Raw genomic sequence first — 25,323 nt, 5'->3', positions numbered from 1 at the left:
TCCGTCGAAAGATGGAGCTTTTGTTGTGTAATAGGAAATTCCTTGGAATTCCCTATTACACAACAAGCCACATTCTTTTTTTAAGGGGGAAAATCGTATAATAGAGTGTTTTTGTGGTATCCTGTATATGAAAAGGATCTGAAAATTATATGCTTCAATAAAACAGGAAAATAAAAAATATTTCAGGCAATGTTGAGAGAGATAATTCGATATAGCATTTAGAAAGCGGGGAAATCAGGATGGCACAGGGCAAAGATTTTTATATTCCATTTCAGGATGGGAGCGGCAGAATCCATGGCATCTGCTGGGAGCCGGAGGAAACACCGTGGGCGGTCATTCAGGTGGCGCACGGTATGATCGAGCACATTGGCAGATACGAAGAATTTGCACAGGCGATGAACCGGGCGGGGATTGCGGTCATCGGGCACGATCATCCGGGACATGGACGGACAGCAAAACCAGGGGAATTGGGCGAGTTCGCGGAGAAAAATGGTGTCCGCCGCGTGAACGGTGCGATGGCGCAGGTGGCACGTTTTGCGAAACACAAGTTTCAGGGCATTCCGCATATTCTTCTGGGGCACAGCATGGGTTCGTTTTTTGGACGCCGTTTTATCACGCATTATGGAGAATGGCTGGACGGCGCAATTTTCATGGGAACCGGAAGCCAGCCGGAACCACTTTTGTGGCTGGGCGGAACCGTCGTGGCAGCGGCAGCGTGGCTGGAAGGAAGAAATGGACGAAATGAGCGGCTGCACCAGCTGGTTCTTGGAAGCTATAACCGCTATTTTGAAAAAGGAAAAACGGAACATCAATGGCTGTCGCGCGTGACGGAGGAGGATGAAAAATACGAGGCGGATCCATACTGCCAGTTTTTATTTACCGATGGGGCATTCGTCGATTTTTTCCAGGTCATGCTGGATTTGAAGCGGAAGAGAGGCTTTGATGGAATTCCGAAAAATCTGCCGATTCTGCTGATATCGGGAGAGGAGGACCCGGTCGGAGAAGGCGGACGCGGTGTGCGGCGCGCGATGGAAGATCTGCAAGAAACCGGATGTACCAATGTGGCGATGCAACTTTATCCGGGGGCAAGGCATGAACTGTTTCATGAGATCAACCGAGAAGAGGTATTTGGTGATATTGTGGACTGGGTAAGCAAATTATAAGTAATACTTATAACTTACTTAATGAAAAATAATATACAAATGAAAAAACAATCTTTACAGTTCATATGCTTTTTTTTATAATTGAGAATGTTTTGGAAACTGTGTAAAAAGGTAGTTTTAAATTGGGTACAGGGAGAGAAAATCTATGGAAAATGAAAAGAAATTTACGGGACCTGCCTATGAGTTTGAGGCGAAGATGCCGTTAAAACAGGCGATTCCGCTGGGACTGCAGCACGTGCTTGCGATGTTTGTCGGTAACCTGACACCGCTTCTGATCATCACAGGCGCCTGTGGTATCACGGGCGGAAACGATCTGGCACAGCTGCAGATCGAGCTTCTGCAGAATGCGATGTTGGTGGCGGGACTGATCACGCTGCTGCAGTTATTTTCGGTTGGTCCGGTCGGCGGCAAGGTTCCGATTATCATGGGAACCAGCTCTGGTTTCATCGGTGTATTCAACAGCGTGGCGGCTACGATGGGCGGCGGTATTTTAGCGTACGGCGCCATTATGGGTGCTTCGATCATCGGAGGTCTGTTCGAGAGTGTGCTTGGATGCTTCTTAAAGCCGCTTCGCCGATTTTTCCCATCGGTCGTAACAGGTACGGTCGTTCTTTCGATTGGTCTGTCATTGATCGGGGTCGGCGTCAATTCCTTCGGAGGCGGCAGCTCGGCGCAGGACTTTGGTTCCATGGAAAATATGCTGCTTGCTATTTTTGTCCTGATTGTGATTCTGGCAGTGAAGCACGGAACGAAGGGATATTTAAGTTCTTCCTCGATTCTGGTCGGAATTATTGCCGGTTATGCTGTAGCATTCATCATGGGTTTGGTGCTTCCTCACACGGGCATTGCAGCGGACGGAACCGAATATACCAAAGCATGGGTATTAAACTGGGATAAGGTAGCACAGGCGAGCTGGATCAGCATTCCGCCGATCGTCCCGGTTAAAATTGTCTTTGATATGCGCGCAATTTTGCCGGTTCTTATCATGTTTATTGTAACCGCTGTTGAGACGGTCGGAGATATTTCCGGTGTCGTTGAGGGCGGTATGGACCGTGAGGCGACCGATAAAGAGCTTTCCGGCGGCGTTATCTGCGATGGACTTGGTTCCAGTATTGCAGCGCTGTTCGGTGTTCTTCCGAACACTTCGTTCAGCCAGAACGTAGGTCTGGTTACGATGACAAAGGTAGTCAACCGCATGGCACTTGCAACCGGCGCGGTATTCCTGATTCTGTGCGGTCTGATTCCGAAGCTGGGTGCGATCGTTTCGATCATGCCGCAGTCGGTACTGGGAGGCGCAGCGGTTATGATGTTCTCTTCGATCGTAGTTAGCGGTATTCAGCTTATCACGAAAGAGAAGATGACTTCACGCAACCTGACCATCGTCTCTGTTGCACTGGGTGTTGGTTACGGCATGGGTGCACATGCAACCATCCTTTCCAAGATGCCGGAAGCAATTCAGCTTGTATTCGGCGGATCTGGTATCGTTCCGGCAGCTTTCATGGCGATTATCCTGAATGTGCTGCTGCCGAAGGATGAGGCGTAAGAAATAGGAAGATTAGAAAAAGGTCATAGGTACATAAAAATATAAGATCCATCTATAAAATATGGAATGTATGGCTGAAAGTGATACGTAGATTGATAAAAAGGGACTGGCATCATGCTGCATGTATGATGTCAGTCCTTATAGTTTTATTCAATTGTTACCAGATTCTCCAGGCGTTTGAGCTCCTCCGGCGTGTCTACATCCATCAATTCCTCCGGCGCTTCGGCAGTCACATACTGGACAACGTCCGGATGCTGGCGGAGAACATGGCTTCCGCCAGCTTTTTCCGGCAGATGGAGCAGTTCGTCAAAATATGCCCGGTCGAAGAGAATCGGGCTTCCGACGGTGGTTGAGACGGAAGGTTCGGGAGAAGCCGTCATTTGGACGCTGCAGAGCTGTACGATCGGTGATTTTTCTGCAATTCCTGAATTCTGAGGCAATTTTGATTCCAAAATAGAAAAATCAGAATCTGGGAAAACAGATTTTGAGTGACCTGGTGATATTCTGCATTCGAGATAGCGCCGGCATATCCGTTCCAGTGTCCGTGGACGCAGAAGCGGCTGATCGCCGAGTGCAAAGAGACAGCCTGATAAATCCGGGTGCCTTTTTAACATGTGTGTAAGTCCCAGGCAGAGCGCCTCGTTTCGATTGGGAAGTGTATGAATCAGCACCGGAATCCCCAGGGACTGACAGTAATCGTGAACCTCCCGGGAGCGCGTCACAACGAGATGATCGGCAAAGAGCGGAACAGAACCGGTCACATCCAGAACCGAGTGGATGAGCGGAGTACCGTGGAACGAAGCCATGAGCTTGTTTGAGCCGAAACGTTTTCCAAGACCGGAGGCCATGATGATGCAGGCGATCCGGACATCGTTTGAATTTTGCAAACAAGTGAAAGAGGGCGTTTGTGTTCCAGAAGAGAAAAAAACAGATTTCCGTCTGCAAAAAAATTCTTCATATAATTGTTGCCCACTCTCCGTACATGCATCCCGATATGCCTCATACTTAGCTAGAAACTCCCTCGCCTCCGCCGTCATCTGGCTGCCTCCGCCGCCTTTTCCGCCGGTGGTGCGGACGGTCAGTGGAAATCCAAGCGTGGCTTCGGCGGAGCGGATAATCCGAAGTGCTTTTGTATACGCCATATTCATGGACAGAGCGGCGGAGCGGAGCGAGCCGGTTTCATCGATGGCATGAAGAAGCTGACGAGGACCTTCGCCAAAGAAACGATGGTTTTCGTCGTTGCAGAGGTAGGTACGGATGGATGGTTTCATAGTTTTGTCAAATTCTCCTAATCTTTTCTGGAAAAAGGGGCCTCGTTGTATTTTAAAAATAACAACGGAATTATACCATGTTTTATGCTATAATAAAAGATGGATAATTTTGTTATTTAAGAAATAGATGAAAAAGAGGAAAAACCTATGATGACGATTCGAGAATATAAACGGGTAGAAAGCCTGGAGGAAGCCTGGGAGCTGAATCAGAAAAAAGCGAACCGGGTGATAGGCGGTATGATCTGGCTGAAGATGAGCCGGGGCAATGTAGGAACCGCGATTGATATTTCAGGGCTGGGGCTGGATCAGATAGAGGAGACAGAGGATGCGTTTGAGATTGGCGCGATGGTTACCCTGCGCCAGCTGGAAGAACATCCGGGATTGGCGGCATACACAGACGGTGCCATGCGCGAGTCGGTGCGCCATATCGTCGGCGTGCAGCTTCGGAACCTGGCGACAGTCGGAGGCAGTATCTATGGCAGATTTGGATTTTCAGATGTCCTGACGATGTTCCTGGCGATGGACACCGAAGTGGAACTTTACAAAGCTGGACGGATGCCGTTGGTGGAATTTGCAAAACAGATCGGCGGTCGGGACATTTTAGTCAAATTAATTGTCCATAAAGACAAAGCCGTATATCACTACCAGTCTGTGCGGAATACGCAGACTGATTTTCCAGTGCTGACCTGTGCGGCGGCGAAACGGGCGGATGGAGCATATCGTTTTAGCATCGGTGCGCGTCCGGGGCGTGCTGTGTTGTTCGAGGCATCAGCGGAGACAATACAGGCGCTTATAGAGGAAAAGCAAAAGGCTGAAACAAAAGCAGATGCGGATGCCGATACCAGAGAAAATCAGGACAAGGCGCAGACCGGGAAGAAAGCAGCCTGTCTTGCAAAGTGGATCCGTGATCAGGTTCAGACGTCTTCAAATATGCGCGGCAGCGCTGAATACCGGAAACATTTAACCGGTGTTCTGATAAAGCGGGCGGTGCGTGTGCTGGAAGAGTGCTAAACGAAATAGGACAATAAAATGATCGTATAATAGTATGAATATTAGGAGATTCACATATGATGCAGATAACGATTACTCTAAATGGAACGAAGATTTCTCCGGAGATTGAGCCGGATACGCTTCTGATTGATCTGGTACGCAGTCAGGGCTGTTACAGTGTCAAGCGCGGCTGCGAGACGGCAAACTGCGGACTCTGTACCGTATTTCTGGATGAAAAACCAGTGCTTTCCTGTTCCGTGCTGGCGGCGCGGGCGGACGGTCACAGCGTGACGACGCTGGAAGGACTCCAGGAGGAGGCAAAAGAATTTGGCGCATTCATTGCCGATCAGGGAGCCGAACAGTGCGGCTTCTGTAATCCGGGCTTTATCATGAATGCGCTGGCGCTGTTCCGGGAAAAAGAGTTCCCGGAGGAGGATGAAATCCGCGAATATCTGGCAGGAAACCTGTGCCGCTGTTCCGGTTATGAAGGACAGCTTCGCGGCATTCTGGCATTTTTAGACTGGAAGAGAGAAAAACAGAAGGAGGCGGCAGAATGAGAGTAGTCAATACTTCTGTACGAAAAAAAGATGCGATGCAGCTGGTAACCGGACAGCCGGTTTACGTGGATGATCTGGCGCCGCAGGACTGCCTGATCGTCAAACTTCTGCGTTCCCCGTATGCGAATGCGATGGTAAAAACGATCAACACCGCGATCGCAATGAAAGTTCCGGGCATCGAGGCAATTTATACCTGGGAGGATGTGCCGCAGGATGCAAAGCGCTACACACAGGCGGGGCAGACATACCCGGAGGCGAGCCCGTATGACCGTCTCCTGATCGACCGCCATGTCCGTTTTCAGGGCGATATTGTGGCGATTGTAGCAGGAAAAGATGAAAAATGTGTCGATAAAGCACTCCGCCTGATCAAGGTACAGTACGAAGTCTTAGAGCCGGTTCTGGATTTCCATACGTCAAAGGACAACCCGATCCTGGTTCACCCAGAGGACAACTGGGAGAGTCTTGCTCCGGTCGGCGCAGACAACAAGCGCAACCTCTGCGCGCACGATGAGTGCGGCAACGGGGATGTCGAGGCGGTTTTAAAGGACTGCGACATCGTGATTGACCATGTATACCACACAAAGCCGTGCCAGCAGACGATGATGGAGACATTCCGTACCTATTGTTCGATCGATACCTACGGAAGATTAAATATTTTAAGTTCCACGCAGATCGTGTTCCACTGTCGCAGAATCGTGGCAAATGCGCTTCATATCCCGAAGTCGATGGTGCGCGTGAGCAAGCCGAGAATCGGCGGGGGTTTTGGTGCGAAGCAGACGGCGGTCTGTGAAGTGTATCCGGCATTCGTTACCTGGATGACGAAAAAACCGTCGAAGCTGATTTATAGCCGGATGGAGACACAGACGGCGTCTTCGCCGCGCCATGAGATGGAGATGCATGTACGTCTGGGCGCGATGAAGGACGGCACGATCCGCGGCATCGATCTTTACACATTGTCCAATACCGGTGCTTACGGCGAGCATGGACCGACAACCGTTGGACTGTCAGGACACAAATCGATCCCGTTGTATGGAAGTGTTGAAGCATTCCGCTTTATCAGCGATGTTGTCTATACGAATATCATGTCGGCAGGCGCGTACCGTGGCTATGGTGCGACACAGGGACTTTTCGCGATCGAGTCGGCGGTCAATGAGCTGGCAGACCAGATTCAGATGGACCGCTTTGAGATCCGCCTGAAAAACATGGTTAAAGAGGGCGATCTGATGCCAGCATATTATAATCAGGTTAATACAAGCTGCGCACTCGACCGTTGTGTAAAAAAAGTGCGTGAGATGATCGGCTGGGAAGACAAATATCCGGTGCGTGACATGGGCAATGGCAAGGTCCGCAGCGTCGGCATGGGTATGGCGATGCAGGGATCGGCAATCACGGCGATGGATGTCGGAAGTGCCCGTCTCAAAGTCAACGACGAAGGGTTCTATACATTGTCGCTCGGAGCGGCAGATATGGGAACCGGCTGTGACACGATTCTGGCGCAGATTGCGGCGGAAGTGCTGGAATGCCCAATTGACGCAATCACGGTGCTGGGCGCGGACACGGATTCATCCCCGTATGACTCAGGTTCTTATGCATCGAGTACGACTTATCTGACCGGAAAAGCGACCGAACGGTGTGCGCTGCGCCTGCGCGAGCAGATCTGTAAACTGGGGGCAGAGCTTCTGGGCGTCCCGGCGGATGCAGTGGAATTTGACGGAAAAGAGGTATTCACAACCGAAAAAGCCGGGGATGAGACGAAGAAGATCGCTCTGGCTGATATCGCAACGGCGTCCATGTACGGGCATGAAATTCCGCTGGAGGTAACCGAGTCGAGAACCGCCCACATTTCCCCGCCTCCGTTTATGGCAGGTGCGGTTGAGCTTGAGATTGATATGGAGACAGGCGAAACCAGCGTTATTAATTATGCGGCAGCGGTAGACTGCGGTACACCGATCAATCCGAATCTGTCCCGCCTGCAGGTTGAGGGCGGTCTGATGCAGGGAATCGGCATGGCGCTGACGGAAAATATTACCCGTAATGCACAGGGTGGTGTGCGTGAAAATTCCCTGATGCAGTATAAGATTCCGACCCGGATTGACTATGGACATTTAAACGTTGAGTTTGAGAGCAGTTATGAGCCATCTGGTCCGTTCGGAGCAAAGTCGATCGGCGAGATTGTTATCAATACGCCGCTTCCGGCGATTGCTGATGCGGTGTACAATGCAGTCGGAAAACGATTCTATGAGCTTCCGATCACGCCGGAGCAGATTGCACGCGCGGCGGCAGAGAAGCTGGGAGAAGATTTTATTTAAAGAGATAGATTAAAAACAAAAAGCTGCAGCAGAATGTTATATGTTAGCATTTTGCTGCAGCGTTTTGTTTTTGTGTGCGCACAATGTCAATTAATTAGTGTCATAGTTCTAAGCTGTTTTGGCTTGCATTCTGCCGCAGGTCTATATATAATGAAAGAGTGAATATCTATTTTAGGTCTGGTAAATCTGATTTCATGATTCAAATCTATTTATTTTAATTTCAAATCAAATTCAAGTAGAATCTCTTTTATCTCAGTTGAGAAGACCCCACCTCTTTTGGGTGATATCAATTTCAGAGAAGATAAGATTGTTATAATATATTTTTAATTCTAAAAATTCAAAATATCATTAAAAGTATCCAAATTTTAAGCCTGTATGATATGAAAAATACAAGGCAAGATAAAAAATCAATAATAGGGGGAAATATATGTTCAGTAAAATAAACAGTTTCAGCACCCGCGGCATCGATGGCTACCGGATCACGGTGGAGGTTGATGTGAGCAACGGATTGCCGAGTTTTGTCATGGTGGGCTACCTGGCGGAGGAGGTGCGGGAGGCGCAGGAGCGCGTTCGGACCGCACTTCGGAATGCGGGGTTTTGCCTGCCGCCGAAGCGGATCACGGTCAATTTATCGCCAGCTGGGGTGCGGAAAGAGGGAACGGGGTGTGATCTGGCGATCGCGGCAGGAATTTTGAGGTGCTTGTGGGAACAGGGTGAAAAGGCAAAAATAAGAAAGACGGATGAAACCTGCCCGGAAATGGATGGGATGGAAGATGAGGAGAATAATTCTGCACCGGATTGGGACCAATGGGCGTTTATCGGTGAACTGGGTTTGGACGGCAGCATCAAGCCGTTGACCGGTGTTCTTTCGATGGTCTATGAAGCGCGCCGCTGCGGAATGAAACGGGTTTTTCTATCCGAAGAGAATGTACAGGAGGGACGGGCTGTGGATGGAATCGAGATCGTCGGAGTCCGGGATGTGAAAGCGCTGACGGCTTGCCTGCAGCATCCGGAACAGATTCACGGACAATGGTTCACACCAGATCTGTTTCAGGCGGGACAGGAAGAATTTGACGTCGATTTTGATGAGATCGTCGGACTTCCGCTGGTGCGGCAGGCAACCGAGGCGGCAGCAGCGGGGCGTCACAACATTCTCTATATCGGACCGGCTGGAACGGGAAAAACGATGGCAGCTCGGCGTATTCCGACAATTTTGCCGCCGCTTACGCTGGAGGAAAGCATTGAAGTTTCGAAGATATACAGTATCTGCGGTCTCCTGAAGCCAGACACACCGCTGGTTTTGCAGCGTCCGTTCCGCAGCCCGCATCACAGCACGACCGCCCAGGCGATGGCAGGCGGAGGACGAAATCCGAAGCCCGGGGAGATCTCACTCGCCAGTTATGGAACCCTCTTTTTAGACGAGTTAACGGAGTTTCAGCCGAAAATCTTGGATCTGCTGCGTCAGCCGATGGAGGAAGGAAGCATCACGGTTTCCCGTCTCAACCAGACGGTTGTATTTCCGGCAAAAACGATGATTGCGGCGGCGATGAATCCCTGCAAATGCGGTTTTTTCCCAGATTTGGGAAAATGTCGTTGTACTCCAACCCAGATCCGCCGGTATCTGAACCGCGTTTCGGGACCATTTTTGGATCGGATCGATATTGGGGTGGAAGTACCGCGGCAGGATTTGGGGATGATGGCTGCAGAGAAGAGTATAGATGAGGGGAGTTTTCCACAGACAGAGCAGAGGAATTCCTCCGCTGTCATGCGAGCCCGCGTCATGGAGGCGCGCGCTCGACAGGAAAAGAGGTTTGCAGACGAATCTATCTCCTACAACAGCCAGATGACCCGCCGCCAGATCGAAGAGTATTGTCGTCTATCCGGGGAAGATGCGGTATTTTTGGAAAAGGTCGAACGGCAGCAGGGAATCAGTGCCAGGGGACACGGAAAGATTTTAAAAGTAGCGCGCACACTTGCCGATCTGGATGGACAGGCGGAGATCGGGCGGACGCAGTTGGCGGAGGCGATTGGATTCCGGAGTTTTGAAAAAAAATATTGGGGGAGTCTCTGAAAAGAAGCATGTCTAAAAGATTGAAAGAATAAAAAGTTTAACAAGGGTTGTAATTGTTATATCAGATGTGAGATGACTCCCACCTTTTCAGGTGGCGAGAAGCAAATTAGTATCAGTGGTGGGCGCCAATCCCCCATCTGATATAGCCTCCGGCAGGATTGCTTAAGATGCGCAAAAGAAGTATGTCATGCTTTGCATGACGCGCATCTCGCAGCAAGAATGCCGAGGCATTCTTGAAGGTAAAAGGCAGCCGATCTGACATATATAGGGGGAAAGATATGGAAATAGGAAAAGAAGAGAGCAATGTACAGAATGCTCAGCTTTCTATGCAGGAACTATATGGAAAAACACAGGAACCGCCGCATAAAAAAATGCTTCTGACAGAAAATATGCAGTATTCCGACCGTGAGCGCATCCATGCCTACTGGTTATCGAGAGTGGATGGAATCGGCGCGGTGACGGCGGCTAAATTATATGAATCCTGCGGCAGTTTTGAGGGAATCTATGAGCGGGTTTTATATAATAGGAAGAAACTGGATCCGTTTATATGTTCCTTTCTCGGAAAGGCTGTGAAAAAGGGGCTGGAGGAAGCAGTTCCGCTCTTCAAACAGCGCGTGGAAGAATACGATAAGCTGGAGGAACAGGGGGTACGTTTCATTCTGTGCGGTGAGGCGGCATATCCGAAGCGCCTGATGCATATCTATGATAAACCGATGTGGCTGTTTGTGCGTGGAATGCTTCCAGAAGATGCGAAACCATCCGCGGCAGTCATCGGGGCGCGCAGCTGTACGCCGTATGGACGACAGGAGGCAGAGTATTTCGGCCGGATTCTGGCAGAAAATGGCGTGCAGGTAGTGAGCGGCATGGCGTTGGGGATCGATCAGGCGGGGCATAAGGGCGCGATGGATGGCGGTGGACTGACGTATGCCGTGATGGGCTGTGGGATTGACACCTGTTATCCGCCATCCGGCATCCGGCTGCATGCGCGCATCCGTGAACAAGGCGGCATATTGTCAGAATATGGACCGGGTGTACCGCCGACGGCATCCCATTTTCCAATCCGGAACCGGATCATCAGCGGACTTTCCGACCTGGTGCTGGTCGTGGAAGCACGAAAAAGAAGCGGCTCCCTGATTACGGCGGATCTGGCGCTGGAACAGGGAAAAGAGGTATTTGCGCTGCCGGGACGGCGCATCGATCCGCTCAGTGAGGGCTGCAACCGGCTGATTGCACAGGGGGCGGGGATCGTGACGAAACCGGAGGATGTGTTGGATTTCTTCCATATAAAATGTAAAAATTCTTGTAAAAAAACAATAAAATCAGTAAATGCACTTGCCAAGTCGGAAAAAATGGTGTATAGTTGCCTAGATTCACAACCGAAACATCTGGAAGCGGTCATGAAAAGCTGTGGGTTGACAGCAGGGGAATGCATGACTGCGCTTTTAAATCTGGAAATGCAGGGAGTGATCCTGCAGCCAATGAATCAATATTACGTTAGGAAGATTGTATAGAGGTCTGTTATGGCAAAAAATCTGGTTATTGTAGAGTCTCCGGCGAAAGTCAAGACAATTAAAAAATTTTTGGGTTCCAACTATGAGGTGGACGCCTCCGGCGGTCATGTGCGCGACCTCCCTAAGAGTACGCTGGGAGTGGATGTGGAGCACGGATATGAGCCGAAGTATATCACCATCCGAGGAAAGGGCGATGTGCTGGCGCGTCTGCGGAAAGAGGTCAAAAAAGCGGATAAGATCTATCTCGCAACTGACCCGGACCGCGAGGGAGAGGCGATCTCCTGGCACCTGATGAAAGCATTAAAGCTGGATGAACAGAAAGATAAAAAGGTTTACCGTATCAGTTTCAATGAGATTACAAAAAACGCCGTCAAGGCATCTTTAAAAGAGCCGCGTGCCATCGATGAAAATCTGGTGGATGCACAGCAGGCGAGACGTATGCTCGACCGTATGGTGGGTTACCTCATCAGCCCGCTTCTCTGGGCGAAGGTCAAGAGAGGACTCAGCGCCGGTCGTGTGCAGTCGGTCGCGCTGCGTATGATCTGCGACCGTGAGGAAGAGATCAATGCGTTTATACCGGAAGAATACTGGACGCTGGATGCACAGCTCCACGTACATGGCTCCAGAAAGAAGCTGACCGCCCATTATTACGGCGATAAGGACGGCAGGAAGGCAATTCACAGCAAAGAGGAAGTGGAGGCGCTTATGAAGCGTCTGGAGGGCTGTGAGTACGAAGTGCGCGATGTGAAGCTGGGCGAGCGCGTGAAGAAGGCGCCGATCCCGTTTACGACCAGTACGCTGCAGCAGGAGGCATCCAAGACGCTGAATTTCTCAACGCAGAAGACGATGCGCCTTGCCCAGCAGCTCTATGAGGGCGTGGATATCAAGGGACGCGGCACAATCGGTCTGATCACCTACCTGCGTACCGATTCCACCCGCATCGCGGCAGAGGCAGATGCGGCGGCGAGAAGCTATATCGGCGACCAGTTTGGGGCAAGTTACGTGTCCGAGGCGCCGGCGGCGGCAAAATCAGACGCCAAGATCCAGGACGCACACGAGGCGATCCGTCCGACCGACATTACACTGACGCCGGTACAGGTAAAAGAACAGCTTTCCAGAGACCAGTTCCGTCTGTACCAGCTTATCTGGAAGCGCTTCACGGCGAGCCGGATGCGCCCGGCGGTTTACGAGACAACCTCCGTCAAGGTAGCAGCCGGAGAGGAGCTTTTTACCCTGTCGGCGTCCAAAATCAAATTTGATGGCTTCATGTCCGTCTATTCACAGGACGAGGATAAGGAGACCGACGGCGTTCTGAACGAGTCGCTGGAAGCAGGCATGAAGCTGGATTTAAACCAGTTAGAACCGGCACAGCATTTTACACAGCCACCGGCACATTATACAGAGGCGTCGCTCGTCAAGGCGCTGGAAGAGCAGGGCATCGGACGGCCAAGTACCTATGCACCGACCATCACGACAATCATCGCGCGCCGCTATGTAGCGAAGGAAAATAAGAACCTCTATGTGACAGAGCTTGGCGAGGTAGTCAACCGGATGATGAAGAAGGCGTTCCCATCCATCGTCGATTTGCAGTTTACGGCAAATATGGAGTACCTGCTCGACAGCATCGGGGACGGCACGATCGGCTGGAAGACTGTTATCGAAAACTTTTATCCGGATCTTGACAAGGCGGTTAAAGAAGCGGAGAAGACGCTTGAGAGCGTCAAGATTGCTGACGAGGTGACGGATGTGATCTGTGACCAGTGCGGGCGCAACATGGTAATTAAGTATGGCCCGCACGGCAAATTCCTTGCCTGCCCGGGATTCCCAGACTGTAAAAACACGAAGCCGTACCTGGAAAAGATCGGCGTGAAGTGCCCGAAATGCGGTGGTGAGATTGTCATCCGTAAATCGAAAAAGGGCAGAAGATATTACGGCTGCGAAAATAACCCGGACTGCGATTTTATGACCTGGCAGAAACCGTCAAAAGAAATGTGTCCGAAATGTGGACATATTATGCTCGAAAAGGGAAATAAGCTTCTTTGTTCTAACGAAGCCTGCGGTTTTGTAAAAAACTCATAAAAACTCTTGAAATAGATATTAATTATTAAAAAAAATGAAAAATACAGAAAAACTCTTGCTATTATACGAAAATCGTGTTACAATTCTTACAGGTTAGGATCGAATTCTAATTTACGATAAAGGCAAAGGAGGTAACTGGTAAAATGAGCGTTCAATTACTGGACAAAACTAGAAAAATTAATAAGTTATTGCACAACAACCATTCTCATAAGGTTGTGTTCAATGACATTTGTGAAGTCCTCAGTGACATACTGGAATCCAATATTCTCGTAATCAGCAAGAAAGGTAAAGTACTCGGAGTTGCGATTCATGAGGGTGTGGATGAGATCGAAGAGTTGATCAAGGATCAGGTCGGCGGTTTTGTTGACCGTATGTTGAATGAACGCCTTTTAAGCGTTTTGTCAACGAAGGAAAATGTCAACCTTGCCACATTGGGATTCGCCGAGGAGAACGTGAAGAAGTATCAGGCGATCATCACGCCTATTGATATATCCGGTGAGAGACTGGGTACTCTGTTCATCTACAAATCAGATGCACAGTACGACATCGACGATATCATCCTGAGTGAGTACGGAACCACTGTTGTCGGACTTGAGATGATGCGTTCTGTCAACGAGGAGAATGCAGAGGAGACAAGAAAGATCCAGATCGTTAAATCAGCGATCAGCACCCTGTCCTTCTCCGAACTGGAAGCAATTACCCACATCTTCGATGAGCTGGAAGGCAACGAGGGCATTCTGGTAGCCAGCAAGATTGCAGACAGAGTCGGCATTACCCGTTCCGTTATCGTCAATGCACTCCGCAAGTTTGAAAGTGCAGGCGTTATTGAGTCCCGTTCGTCCGGTATGAAGGGAACCTACATTAAGGTTCTGAACGATGTTGTATTTGACGAGTTGAAAGCGTTAAAAGCGCAGAACAACCGTCCGTCATCCAATGTATAAAAACATATAAGACATTTTAAACAAAAACAAAAGTTTTGACAAAACGTGAAAAAGTGTGAGGGATAAAAAAGGACTCGGTGAGAGCCCTTTTTTATGTAATAGGAAATTCCTTGGAATTCCCTATTACACAAAAAGGCACTAACGTGCCAATGATGCGCACTCGCGCGAAGCAGAAACATGTCGCAAGCGACCGCGCTCGGCGCGAGAATGTGCCAAGGCACATTCTTTTTCATTTGCGCAATATTTATTCTAATGCATCCTTAATCTCCCCATCCGGCACATCCATCGGATAGTTTCCGGTGAAGCATGCCGTACAGAGCGGCAGTCCGCCTGCCATCTCCTCGAGATCTTCAACCGGCATATATCCAAGCGAATCCGCACCGATCTCCCGGCAGATTTCTTCGACGGAATGACTGCTGGCGATGAGCTGTTTATTGGAGGGGACATCGGTACCGAAATAGCAGGGGAAGAGGAATGGCGGAGAGCTGACGCGCACATGGATTTCCTTCGCCCCGGCTTTTTTGAGCATGCGGATCAGGTTTTTCATCGTCGTACCGCGCACGATGGAGTCATCGACGAGGACAATGCGTTTTCCCCTGACAGCCGGTTCCAGAATATTAAGCTTGATCCGGACGCTATTTTCGCGTTCTTCCTGGGTTGGTTTGATGAAAGTTCTGCCGACATAGCTGTTTTTATGGAAAATAATCTCATATGGAATGCCGGATGCCTTCGCATATCCCATCGCGGCGGTCAGACCGGAATCCGGTACACCGGCGACGAGGTCGGCATCGGCAGGGAAGGAATGTGCGAGAGCCGCGCCGCCGCGCAGTCTTGCCTCATAGACGCTCACATCATCGATGTGGCTGTCGAGGCGGGCAAAATAGATGTATTCGAAAACGCAGTGCGCCCGTTTTTCCTGCTGCAGGCTTTTATCAGAAAAAACGCCGTCGCGGGTGATGGTTACGATCTCACCCGGTTCGATATCACGGATAAATTCGCCGCCGACCGAGGTGATGGCACAGCTTTCCGATGCCATGATCCAGACATTTCCCTTTTTGCCGAGGCAGAGAGGACGCAGACCAAATGGGTCACGAACACCGATCAGCTTGCGCGGGCTGGAGATAATCAGGGCATAAGCGCCACGTGTTTTTGCCGCGGTCCGTTTGATTGCCTCTTCAGCGGTCGGGGCAGCCAGACGTTCTCTGGCGATGTGGAACGCGATTACCTCTGAATCCATCGTCGTCTGGAAGATTGCGCCGGTTTCTTCAAGCTGGCGGCGCATCTCAAACGCATTTACCAGGTTTCCGTTGTGCGCCAGACAGAGTGTTCCCTTAAAATACTTAAGTACCAGTGGCTGTGTGTTTTCGATGGTAGAAGAACCGGTTGTGGAGTAGCGAACATGACCAACTCCCAGATTGCCGCCGAGGCGTTTTAACGTCTCCTCATGAAATACCTCATTGACAAGTCCCAGCCCTTTGTAGCAGTTGACAACGCCCTTTGGGCCGTTCGTGTCACAGACTGCGATGCCGCATGACTCCTGACCGCGGTGCTGGAGTGCGCTGAGTCCGTAGTACATATCTCTGGCAACATCGCCGCCCTCCAGGTCAAACATTCCAAATACGCCGCATTCCTCACGAAGCCCGGTTTCGTATGTGAGTGACTCCCTCATGATATAAACCTCCTTTGTATTCAAGATACCTGAATGATAAGAAAATAACAGGGATAAGAACCCAAAATTGACTGCAAAATATCAGTATAAAAGACAATATACCAATATTTTGCAGCCAAATCATAACACATTTTTCTCGATTTTTCAATCAAGTCATAATATTGACATGTCAGATTATACGGAGAACAGCAGTTCATCGTAAGTCGGATACGGCAGGAAGGAATCTGGAATCAGGGCTTCTGCGGTATCAACGCTGCTTCTTAAGTCATCCATCTTGGCAAGAATCGTATAGTGGAAATATGCAACCTTCTCGATATTATCTTCCATGGATTCTGCCGCTTTTTCAGCCTCTGCCAGTGCTTCGGTTTTCTCGGAAATCTCGGTGTAGAGACCGGACAGCTTCTCAAGCAGTTTGCTCTCGGCGCTGATCGGTGCGTCCGGTAGGATTGCCTTTGTCTTTGCGGCGGTTTCAGCCAGCTCCTTGCAGTAGGAGAGGACGGACGGCAGGAAGGTCTTCTTCATCATCGAAAGCATCGTCTTTGCCTCGATGTTGATGGTCTTGATGTAGTTCTCTTCCTTGATTTCGTAGCGGGAGAAGAGTTCCTCCTTGGTGTAGATGCCGTGTTTCAGGAACAGTTCTACGTTTTTCTCAGCAATCAGGCGCGGAAATGCCTCTGCGCAGCTCGGCAGGTCGAAGAGTCCGCGTTTGTGAGCTTCCTCTACCCATTCGCTGGTGTAACCGTTGCCGTTGAATACGATGCGGCGGTGATCACGCAGCACTTCCTTTAAGAGCAGATGGATTTCTGCCTCCAGAGCTTTGCCTGAAAGACCTTCCAGACGGTCTGCAAATTCGCCTAAAACTTCAGCTACGGCTGTATTGATGACAATGTTCGGTTCCGATACAGAGAGAGCGGAACCTGGCATACGGAACTCGAATTTATTGCCGGTAAAGGCAAACGGAGAAGTACGGTTGCGATCGGTTGTATCTTTGATAAAGTGCGGCAGAACCTTTGCGCCCGGCTTCATGGTCTGGACTTCTTTTGCCTCAGACTCGAGATCTTTTTCCACAATATCGAGAACTGCTTCCAGATCATCTCCGATAAACATAGACACGATAGCTGGCGGTGCCTCGTTGCCGCCCAGACGGTGGTCATTTCCAGCAGTTGCAACTGATACGCGGAGCAGATCGCCGTAGACATCGACTGCCTTGATCGTTGCGAACAGGAAGAGAAGGAATTGTAAGTTCTTTGCCGGATCGCGGTCCGGATCAAGAAGGTTTTCGCCGGTGTTGGTCGATAAAGACCAGTTGTTGTGTTTACCGCTTCCGTTTATGCCCTCAAATGGTTTCTCATGGAGCAGGCACACAAGACCATGTTTCTCTGCCACACGTTTCATGATTTCCATAGTGAGCTGGTTGTTGTCAACTGCCACATTGGTAGTCGTGTAGATGGTGGCAAGTTCATGCTGCGCCGGAGCTACCTCGTTGTGTTTGGTTTTTGCCGGAATACCGAGCTTCCAGAGCTCTTCATCCAGTTCTTTCATGAAAGCGGAAACTCTCGGACGGAGAGCGCCGAAATAGTGGTCATCCATTTCCTGACCCTTCGGAGCTGGTGCGCCAAACAGAGTTCTTCCGCAGAACTTCAAATCGTTTCTCTTATTAAACAGCTTTTTATCAACCAGGAAATACTCCTGTTCCGGACCAACGGTGGAGACAACGCGGGTCACATCTTCATTTCCGAAGAGCTTCAGGACACGCAGCGCCTCGCGGTTGATGGTTTCCATCGAACGCAGAAGAGGGGTTTTGGTATCAAGTGCCTCGCCGCTGTAGGAACAGAATGCGGTCGGGATGCAGAGTGTATCGTCTTTAATAAATGCCGGGGAGGTTGGATCCCAGGCTGTATAACCTCTTGCCTCAAAGGTGGCACGAAGTCCGCCGGATGGGAAACTGGATGCATCCGGTTCGCCCTTTACCAGCTCTTTGCCGGAGAAATCCATGATAACTTCGCCATTGCCAACCGGGTTGATGAAACTGTCGTGCTTCTCAGCAGTGATGCCGGTCATCGGCTGGAACCAGTGTGTGAAGTGAGTTGCACCATTTTCAACGGCCCATTCCTTCATTGCAACTGCGACTGCATTTGCAATGTCGAGATCCAGATGACTGCCATTTTCAATCGTTTTGCGGAGTGCCTTATAAACATCTCGCGGCAATTTGCTTTTCATGACTTTGTCGTTGAATACAAGACTTCCATACAGTTCAGGGATGTTTTTTTTCATAACTCATGTCTCCTTTCAGGTTTTATGTCTGCGATTTTGTGATGATTAAATCTACGTAAGATGAATGTGCTCTGACACATTTTACATAAAGAAAAGGGCACCTCGATCATCTCGAAGCGCCCTTGCTTTTATGTGTAGTAGTATACACGAAAAATTCTGAATGTCAATACAATTTGCACACGAATTTTGAAAAAATGTTTCAAGGGAGAATATTGTACAAGATTTCTTCTATTCAAGTCGAACATCTGTGAGACTTGGCGCGTGATACTGGTCAGCGAAGCTGACCTATTCCATACAGAATTACTGCGTGAAAAAAAATTAAAAAACCTCTTTACAAACTCAGAAAAATAGTTTATAGTTTGAACATAAAAAATTGAATCCAACGGGGTGGGCAAGGATGCCATGATAATCATGGTATTCGTGCCCACTTTTTTAAAAGGCAAAGATGGAGACTCTGTTTCGAAGAATCCGACAGAAAGACGCGGTCACCGGCTGAGAGCCGTGTCAGGAGGGAGCGGGACAATAGGGAACACTCCGGAGCCGGATGACTGAGAGCGACACTGGACACCCCGCCAGCCGCCGCAGGTAGGTCATCACGTGACTGCGCGTTAAGCAGCGAAAGAGTAAAAAGAAAAACAATCGTTTCTTTTTAAATGCGGGTGGTACCGCGGGAATATCCCGTCCCGGAATGATGTGAGTGAACGTCATTCCGGGACTTTTTGTGTAATAGGAAATTCCTTGGAATCCCCTATTACACAAAAAGGCACTAACGTGCCAATGATGCGCACTCGCGCGAAGATGTAGTTTGTCGCAAGCGACCGCGCTCGGCGCGAGAATGTGCCAAGGCACATTCTTTTTCATTATTCCCGTCCCGGACATATCAAAAAGCAGAGAAAGAGAGGAAACAGCGATGGAATTTATGACAGGTAAAAAGGAAAAAGAAGTGCTGGATCTGGCAGCCGTGTTTGCAGACGGTATGGAAGGACGGGAAGTAAAGGTAAACGGCGCGATCATGAGTGTCCGCAACATGGGCGATATCGCATTTGTGATTCTCCGGAAACGTGACGGCGTGTTGCAGACTGTCTATGAAAAAGGTGTGACCGACGCGGATTTTGCTGAATTAAGAGAAGAAACATTCGTAGAAGTTTCCGGTGTCCTCCGAAAAGAAGAGCGGGCGCCGAGAGGCATGGAACTTCGTTTAAAGAGTGTTCGGATCCTCTCGAAACCGGAAGAACCGATGCCGATTGCCGTATCAAAATGGAAAATGAGCGCATCCCTGGAAGCCAAACTGGATATGCGTTCTCTGACACTCCGCAACCTGCGGGAGCGCGCACGTTTCAGAATCCAGGAAGGAATCGCACGGGCATTCCGGGAGTACCTGCATGGAGAAGGATTTACGGAAATTCATTCCCCGAAGATCGGAGCAAAAGGAGCCGAGGGCGGAGCAAACGTCTTTAAACTCGATTATTTTCACCGCCCGGCGGTGTTAGCGCAGAGTCCGCAGTTTTACAAACAGATGATGGTCGGCGTGTTTGACCGTGTGATGGAGGTTGGTCCGGTGTTCCGTGCGGAGAAGCATAACACGAAACGCCATTTAAACGAATATACCGGACTGGATTTTGAGATGGGATATATCGATGATTTTACCGATATCATGGCGATGGAAACCGGATTTCTTCATCATATGGTGGAAATTTTAAAGAAGGAATATTCCACGGAGCTGGAAATCCTTAAAGTCAAACTTCCGGAAGTAGAGAAGATTCCGGCAGTGACCTTTACCGAGGCGAAACGCCTTGCCTCCGAAAAATATGGAACCCAGATCAAAAACCCATACGATCTGGAGCCGGAGGAAGAACACCTGATTGGACGCTATTTTAAAGAAGAGTACGGCGCCGATTTCGTGTTTGTCACCCATTATCCATCCAAGAAGCGTCCATTCTATGCGATGGATGACCCGACAGATCCGAAAGTAACACTCAGCTTTGACCTTTTATTCCGTGGACTGGAAGTCACAACCGGCGGACAGCGTATCCACAGCTACACCGAGTTGATGGAGAAGATTGAAAAACGCGGTATGGATACCGAGGGAATGGAACAGTATTTAAGCACCTTCAAACACGGTATGCCGCCTCACGGCGGACTCGGTATCGGTCTGGAACGTATGACGATGCAGCTGCTTGAAGAGGAGAATGTCCGTGAGGTTTCGCTCTTCCCGAGAGATATGAGCCGTCTGGTACCGTAACGTGACAGGACGCAATTTCCTATGAAACAAAGAGCTTGTCCATAACACATATTATAATAGGAAGGAACAGAACTTATGGCAGTGAAAATAGACGATGAAATGATTGATTATGTTGGTATTTTAGCAAAGCTTTCCCTTTCCCCGGAGGAAAAGGAGGCAGCGAAAAGCGACATGAGCCGGATGCTTGAGTATATCGATATGCTGAATCAGCTTGATACTTCGGAGGTAGAACCGATGTCGCATGTCTTTGACATTCACAATGTGTTCCGCGAAGATGTCGTGGAAAATGGAGATGAATCAGATGCGATGCTTTCGAATGCACCGGAGCAGAAAGAAAAACAGTACAAGGTGCCTAGGACAGTGGAGTAAAAAGAATTAGAGATATAAGCAGCGATATGGAGGAAATCAGGATGGGAATTTCAGAATTAACAGCGCTGGAGCTGGGAAAAGAAATTAAAGAAAAACGAATCTCCGTCCGGGAGGCGGTACAGGCATCTCTGGAACGGATTCATAAATATGAAGATACAGTTCATGCTTATGTAACGCTGACCGAGGAGGCAGCACTGGCACAGGCGGATGAGATCCAGAAACAGATTGACGATGGCACCCTGACCGGACCGCTGGCGGGCGTTCCAATGGCGATCAAGGATAATATTTGTACAGAGGGAATTGAGACAACGTGCAGTTCCAAAATTTTAAGGGGATTTGTACCTCCGTACTCAGCGGAGGCAGCGCTGAACCTCAAAAAAGCCGGTGCGATCCTGCTTGGCAAGACAAATATGGATGAATTTGCGATGGGAAGTACGACCGAGACATCCTGGTTTGGACCGACGAAAAACCCCTGGAATACAGAGCATGTACCGGGCGGATCTTCCGGTGGCTCGTGTGCGGCTGTCGCAGCGGGAGAGACCTTTTTTGCTCTTGGTTCAGATACGGGCGGTTCCATCCGCCAGCCAAGTTCCTTCTGCGGCGTGACCGGCATCAAACCGACCTATGGAACGGTTTCCCGGTATGGTCTGATCGCCTATGGTTCCTCGCTGGATCAGATTGGACCGATTGCGAAAGATACCGCAGACTGCGCGGCAATTCTGGAGACGATCGCTTCCTATGATAAAAAGGACAGCACTTCTGTCAAGCGGGAGGCGTACAATTTTACCGCTGCCCTGACCGGAGAGGTAAAAGGAATGAAGATTGGAATCCTGTCCGACTATCTGGGCGAAGGACTCGATGAAGATGTAAAAAAAGCTGTTCTGGAGGCAGCTGATGCGTTAAAAGAATGCGGGGCAGAAGTGGAGTTTTTTGATTTAGGCATGGTTGAGTATGCGATTCCGGCATATTACGTCATTGCATCGGCGGAGGCAAGCTCCAACCTGTCCCGGTTTGACGGTGTGAAGTACGGTTACCGCACACCGGAATATGAAGATTTACATGAAATGTATAAAAAGAGTCGTTCCGAGGGCTTTGGACCAGAGGTAAAACGCCGTATCATGCTCGGTTCGTTCGTTTTGAGTTCAGGCTACTACGATGCATATTATCTGAAAGCACTCCGCACAAAAGCATTAATTAAACAGGCATTTGACAAGGCGTTTGAGAAATACGATGTCATTCTGGGACCGGCAGCGCCGTCCACGGCACCGCTGCTGGGCGACAGCCTTTCCGATCCGATGAAGATGTATCTGGGCGATATTTATACTGTTTCGGTCAACCTGGCAGGTCTTCCGGGCATTTCAGTTCCGTGCGGGCTGGATTCGAAGGGACTTCCGATCGGGCTTCAGATGATCGCAGACTGCTTCCAGGAAAAGAAGCTGTTTGGCGTGGCATCTGCATACGAAAAGGCGAGAGGTGCATGGAAGCTTCCGGTTATGACAGACAAGGAGGGCAGATAAGATGAAGAAAGAATATGAGACAGTCATCGGCTTGGAGGTACACGTAGAGCTGGCGACGAAAACCAAGATTTTCTGCGGCTGCTCCACCGAATTTGGAGCAAAACCAAATACTCATACCTGCCCGGTTTGTACCGGTATGCCGGGTTCTCTGCCGGTTTTAAATAAGAAGGTCGTTGAATACGCGATGTCTGTCGGTCTGGCGGCAAACTGTGGTATCAACCAGTTCTGTAAATTTGACCGGAAAAACTATTTTTACCCGGACAACCCGCAGAACTACCAGATTTCCCAGCTGTATCTCCCGATCTGCCACGACGGCTATATCCCGATCGACACGCCTGCCGGTGAAAAGAAAATTCGTATTCATGAAATTCATATGGAGGAAGATGCCGGAAAGCTGATTCACGACGAGTGGGAAGACTGCTCGCTGGTTGATTACAACCGAAGCGGCGTGCCGCTGATCGAGATCGTTTCCGAGCCGGATATGCGGAGTGCTGATGAGGTTATTGCCTACCTCGAACGCCTGCGCCTGCTGGTACAGTATCTGGGCGCATCCGATTGCAAGTTGCAGGAAGGTTCGATGCGTGCCGATGTCAACTTATCGGTTCGTGAGGTGGGAAGTGAGACATTTGGTACGAGAACCGAGATGAAGAACTTGAACTCTTTCAAGGCGATTGCCCGTGCGATCGACGGCGAGCGCGCCCGCCAGATTGAGCTGCTGGAAGAGGGCAGGAAAGTCATCCAGGAGACGAGACGCTGGGATGACAACAAGGAATACTCCTATGCGATGCGTTCCAAAGAGGATGCGAAAGATTACCGTTATTTCCCGGATCCGGATCTTCCGCCGGTCTGCATCAGCGATGAGTGGCTGGAATCTGTCCGCGCCGCCCTGCCGGAATTGCAGCCAGAAAAAATGGCACGTTACCAGAGCGAATATGGTCTGTCTGAATATGACAGCCGCATCCTGACTGAGTCTAAGAAAATGGCGGATATGTTTGAAAAGACCACCACCCTCTGCCAGAAACCGAAGAAGGTGGCAAACTGGCTGATCGGCGAGGCAAGCCGCCTGCTCAAGGAAAAAGGAGAAGACGCTGAAAGCCTGTGGTTCTCCCCGATACATCTGGCACAGCTCACCGATCTGGTCGATGCCGGAACGATCAATAACAACACGGCCAAAGAAGTATTTACAGCTATTTTTGAGCAAGATGTCGATCCGTCCGCCTATGTCGATGCACACGGACTTGGCATGGTCAATGACGACAGTGCTCTGGAACAGGCAGTTTCCGATGTGCTTGCCGCAAACCCGAAGACGGTGGAAGAGTACAATAGCGGAAAGACAAAGGTACTTGGTTTCCTGGTCGGTCAGGTGATGAAAGCGATGAAGGGCAAGGCAAATCCGGGTAAAGTGAATGAAATGATGACGGAGAAGCTGAACGCGTAAAAACGCCTTTTTATAAATGAAAATTATAATTAGCTTTTAAAGAAAACTAAAAAGAAACTGTCTACAGATGCCGGCTTTCTGGATGATTCGTGATTTGTAATCGGAATTACCAGAAATACCATCTGTAACAGTTTCTTTTTTATAATCGTGTTATAAATGATGCGATGTGATTACTCTACAATATCCAGCTCCTTGCTGAAGGAGTTCAGAATCTCGCATCCATCCTCAGTAATCAGCACCAGATCCTCGATTCTCACGCCAACTTCGCCTTCTACATAAATACCTGGTTCGATGGAGAAGATATTGCCAACCTCAGCGACCTTGGTGTTCGCAGAAGAAACATCGCCGTACTCATGTACTTCTAGACCGATGAAATGTCCCAGCCGATGGGTAAAGTTCGGACCATATCCGGCATCCTCGATGATCTGGCGGGCAGCTTTATCGACTTCGCAGAGCGGAACGCCCGGTTTCAGAATTGCTTCTGCGGCAGCATTTGCGCGGCGGACGGTCTCATAAATAGCGCGGTGCTTCTCAGACGGTACTTTTTTATAGAAGAAAGTACGTGTCATATCGGCACAATAGCCATCCTTCCTGCATCCAACATCAAACAGGACGGTGTCGCCCTCTTTCAGAACCGTGTTGTCCGGACCGTGGTGTCCAAGCGCGCAGTTTGCACCGAAGCCAACCAGTGGTTCAAAGGAATATCCGTCTGCACCGAGACTCTTATAAATATCTAACATCTTGGAAGCGATCTCTTCCTCAGTCACGCCCTCATGGATCAGACCTCGGAACTGTGCCATCGCCTTATCATTGATTGCGGAAACCGCACGCATTTTTTCACGTTCTTCGTCATCCTTGCACGCACGGACCTCATCGATGCAGATGGAGCTGACCTTGTAGGAGGAAGCGCCCGAATGATCGATGACCGGAATCAGGAAACGGGCAGCAAATGTTTTATCAATACCGAGCGGTTTGCCTGCCTCAACACAGTCGCACAGAGGAGTCAGGTAATCGTCTGTATCCGAGAAACGGAATTTCTCTACGCCCAGATCTTCCGGAACGGTAAAGAGGTTATTGATAAAGATCTTATTCTTTCCGGACTGGTTAATGTAAAGTGCCAGCAGACGTTCACCCGGATCAATAAAACGACCCGTCAGATAATAGATCGCATAAGGATCGGAAATAATCATCTGCTCGAGTCCTTCTGTTTCCATTTTCTTTAAAACTTTCTCAAGTCGCTGTGTGTTCATCATGATGTCCTCCTTATAAGTAAAGTGGCTGTAACTGTGAAGATGCCAGACAGTTTACGCCGTAAATTATCTACCCTTATTATAAAACGCGCCGGGAAAAAGTCAACGATTAAAAGAACGCTTGAAAAG

17 protein-coding genes are annotated in these 25,323 nt (G+C 49.6%); 13 read left to right on the top strand and 4 right to left on the bottom strand.

Translation table 11 applies throughout. The annotated features are described in order from the left end of the window. Positions 1-239 precede the first annotated feature (239 nt). Complete coding sequence (locus C7U56_RS02005; protein ID WP_106999934.1) at positions 240-1,163, top strand: alpha/beta hydrolase; 924 nt, start codon at positions 240-242, stop codon at positions 1,161-1,163. Between the two features lie 145 nt (positions 1,164-1,308). Next, positions 1,309-2,706 carry a uracil-xanthine permease family protein gene (locus C7U56_RS02000; protein ID WP_106999933.1) on the top strand — a complete coding sequence of 466 codons (1,398 nt, stop codon included), beginning with the start codon at positions 1,309-1,311 and terminating at the stop codon, positions 2,704-2,706. Positions 2,707-2,852: 146 nt separating this feature from the next. Here C7U56_RS02000 and C7U56_RS15530 read toward each other — a convergent pair whose 3' ends face one another. After that, positions 2,853-3,977: an NTP transferase domain-containing protein gene (locus C7U56_RS15530; RefSeq protein ID WP_181357144.1), complete on the bottom strand. Its 1,125-nt coding sequence runs from the start codon at positions 3,975-3,977 to the stop codon at positions 2,853-2,855. Between the two features lie 147 nt (positions 3,978-4,124). Here C7U56_RS15530 and C7U56_RS01990 point away from each other — a divergent pair, with 147 nt between their 5' ends. From C7U56_RS01990 to codY, 7 genes are all read left to right on the top strand, one after another. Continuing rightward, positions 4,125-4,988, top strand: coding sequence for an FAD binding domain-containing protein (locus tag C7U56_RS01990; protein WP_106999932.1), 864 nt, complete (start codon positions 4,125-4,127; stop codon positions 4,986-4,988). A gap of 59 nt (positions 4,989-5,047) precedes the next feature. Continuing rightward, positions 5,048-5,524 carry a (2Fe-2S)-binding protein gene (locus tag C7U56_RS01985; protein ID WP_107000403.1) on the top strand — a complete coding sequence of 159 codons (477 nt, stop codon included), beginning with the start codon at positions 5,048-5,050 and terminating at the stop codon, positions 5,522-5,524. Continuing rightward, positions 5,521-7,833: a xanthine dehydrogenase family protein molybdopterin-binding subunit gene (locus C7U56_RS01980; protein WP_106999931.1), complete on the top strand. Its 2,313-nt coding sequence runs from the start codon at positions 5,521-5,523 to the stop codon at positions 7,831-7,833. Before C7U56_RS01985 ends, C7U56_RS01980 begins: the two co-directional genes overlap by 4 nt. A 427-nt stretch (positions 7,834-8,260) precedes the next feature. Next, a complete protein-coding gene (locus C7U56_RS01975; RefSeq protein ID WP_106999930.1) occupies positions 8,261-9,904 on the top strand; it encodes a YifB family Mg chelatase-like AAA ATPase in 1,644 nt (547 codons plus the stop codon). Between the two features lie 278 nt (positions 9,905-10,182). Further along, positions 10,183-11,415, top strand: a complete 1,233-nt coding sequence (gene dprA, locus C7U56_RS01970; protein WP_233430149.1) for a DNA-processing protein DprA — start codon at positions 10,183-10,185, stop codon at positions 11,413-11,415. A gap of 9 nt (positions 11,416-11,424) precedes the next feature. Then, positions 11,425-13,494, top strand: coding sequence for a type I DNA topoisomerase (gene topA / locus C7U56_RS01965; RefSeq protein ID WP_106999929.1), 2,070 nt, complete (start codon positions 11,425-11,427; stop codon positions 13,492-13,494). 143 nt (positions 13,495-13,637) lie between these two features. Further along, the gene (codY, locus tag C7U56_RS01960) at positions 13,638-14,435 is read left to right on the top strand and encodes a GTP-sensing pleiotropic transcriptional regulator CodY (protein ID WP_022360247.1); all 798 of its coding nucleotides are present in this window, start codon (positions 13,638-13,640) and stop codon (positions 14,433-14,435) included. Between the two features lie 244 nt (positions 14,436-14,679). Here the strand turns inward: codY and purF are convergent, their stop codons facing one another. Next, positions 14,680-16,104, bottom strand: coding sequence for an amidophosphoribosyltransferase (gene purF / locus C7U56_RS01955; protein WP_106999928.1), 1,425 nt, complete (start codon positions 16,102-16,104; stop codon positions 14,680-14,682). 174 nt (positions 16,105-16,278) lie between these two features. After that, positions 16,279-18,378, bottom strand: a complete 2,100-nt coding sequence (locus C7U56_RS01950) for a glutamine synthetase III family protein (RefSeq protein ID WP_106999927.1) — start codon at positions 18,376-18,378, stop codon at positions 16,279-16,281. Between the two features lie 910 nt (positions 18,379-19,288). Here C7U56_RS01950 and aspS point away from each other — a divergent pair. From aspS to gatB, 4 genes are all read left to right on the top strand, one after another. Next, positions 19,289-20,620: an aspartate--tRNA(Asn) ligase gene (gene aspS, locus C7U56_RS01945; RefSeq protein WP_106999926.1), complete on the top strand. Its 1,332-nt coding sequence runs from the start codon at positions 19,289-19,291 to the stop codon at positions 20,618-20,620. 75 nt (positions 20,621-20,695) lie between these two features. Continuing rightward, positions 20,696-20,989: an Asp-tRNA(Asn)/Glu-tRNA(Gln) amidotransferase subunit GatC gene (gene gatC / locus C7U56_RS01940; protein WP_106999925.1), complete on the top strand. Its 294-nt coding sequence runs from the start codon at positions 20,696-20,698 to the stop codon at positions 20,987-20,989. A 41-nt stretch (positions 20,990-21,030) separates the two neighbouring features. After that, the gene (gene gatA / locus C7U56_RS01935; RefSeq protein ID WP_106999924.1) at positions 21,031-22,506 is read left to right on the top strand and encodes an Asp-tRNA(Asn)/Glu-tRNA(Gln) amidotransferase subunit GatA; all 1,476 of its coding nucleotides are present in this window, start codon (positions 21,031-21,033) and stop codon (positions 22,504-22,506) included. A 1-nt stretch (position 22,507) separates the two neighbouring features. Beyond that, a complete protein-coding gene (gatB, locus tag C7U56_RS01930) occupies positions 22,508-23,944 on the top strand; it encodes an Asp-tRNA(Asn)/Glu-tRNA(Gln) amidotransferase subunit GatB (protein WP_106999923.1) in 1,437 nt (478 codons plus the stop codon). A 170-nt stretch (positions 23,945-24,114) separates the two neighbouring features. On the opposite strand, the gene C7U56_RS01925 is transcribed toward gatB, so the two are convergent. Continuing rightward, a complete protein-coding gene (locus tag C7U56_RS01925) occupies positions 24,115-25,197 on the bottom strand; it encodes a M24 family metallopeptidase (RefSeq protein ID WP_353956899.1) in 1,083 nt (360 codons plus the stop codon). Positions 25,198-25,323 lie beyond the last annotated feature (126 nt).

The organism is Clostridium fessum, assembly GCF_003024715.1.
In the GTDB taxonomy this organism is placed as follows: Bacteria; Bacillota; Clostridia; order Lachnospirales; family Lachnospiraceae; genus Otoolea; species Otoolea fessa.
This window is presented reverse-complemented; position numbering and strand designations above follow the sequence as displayed.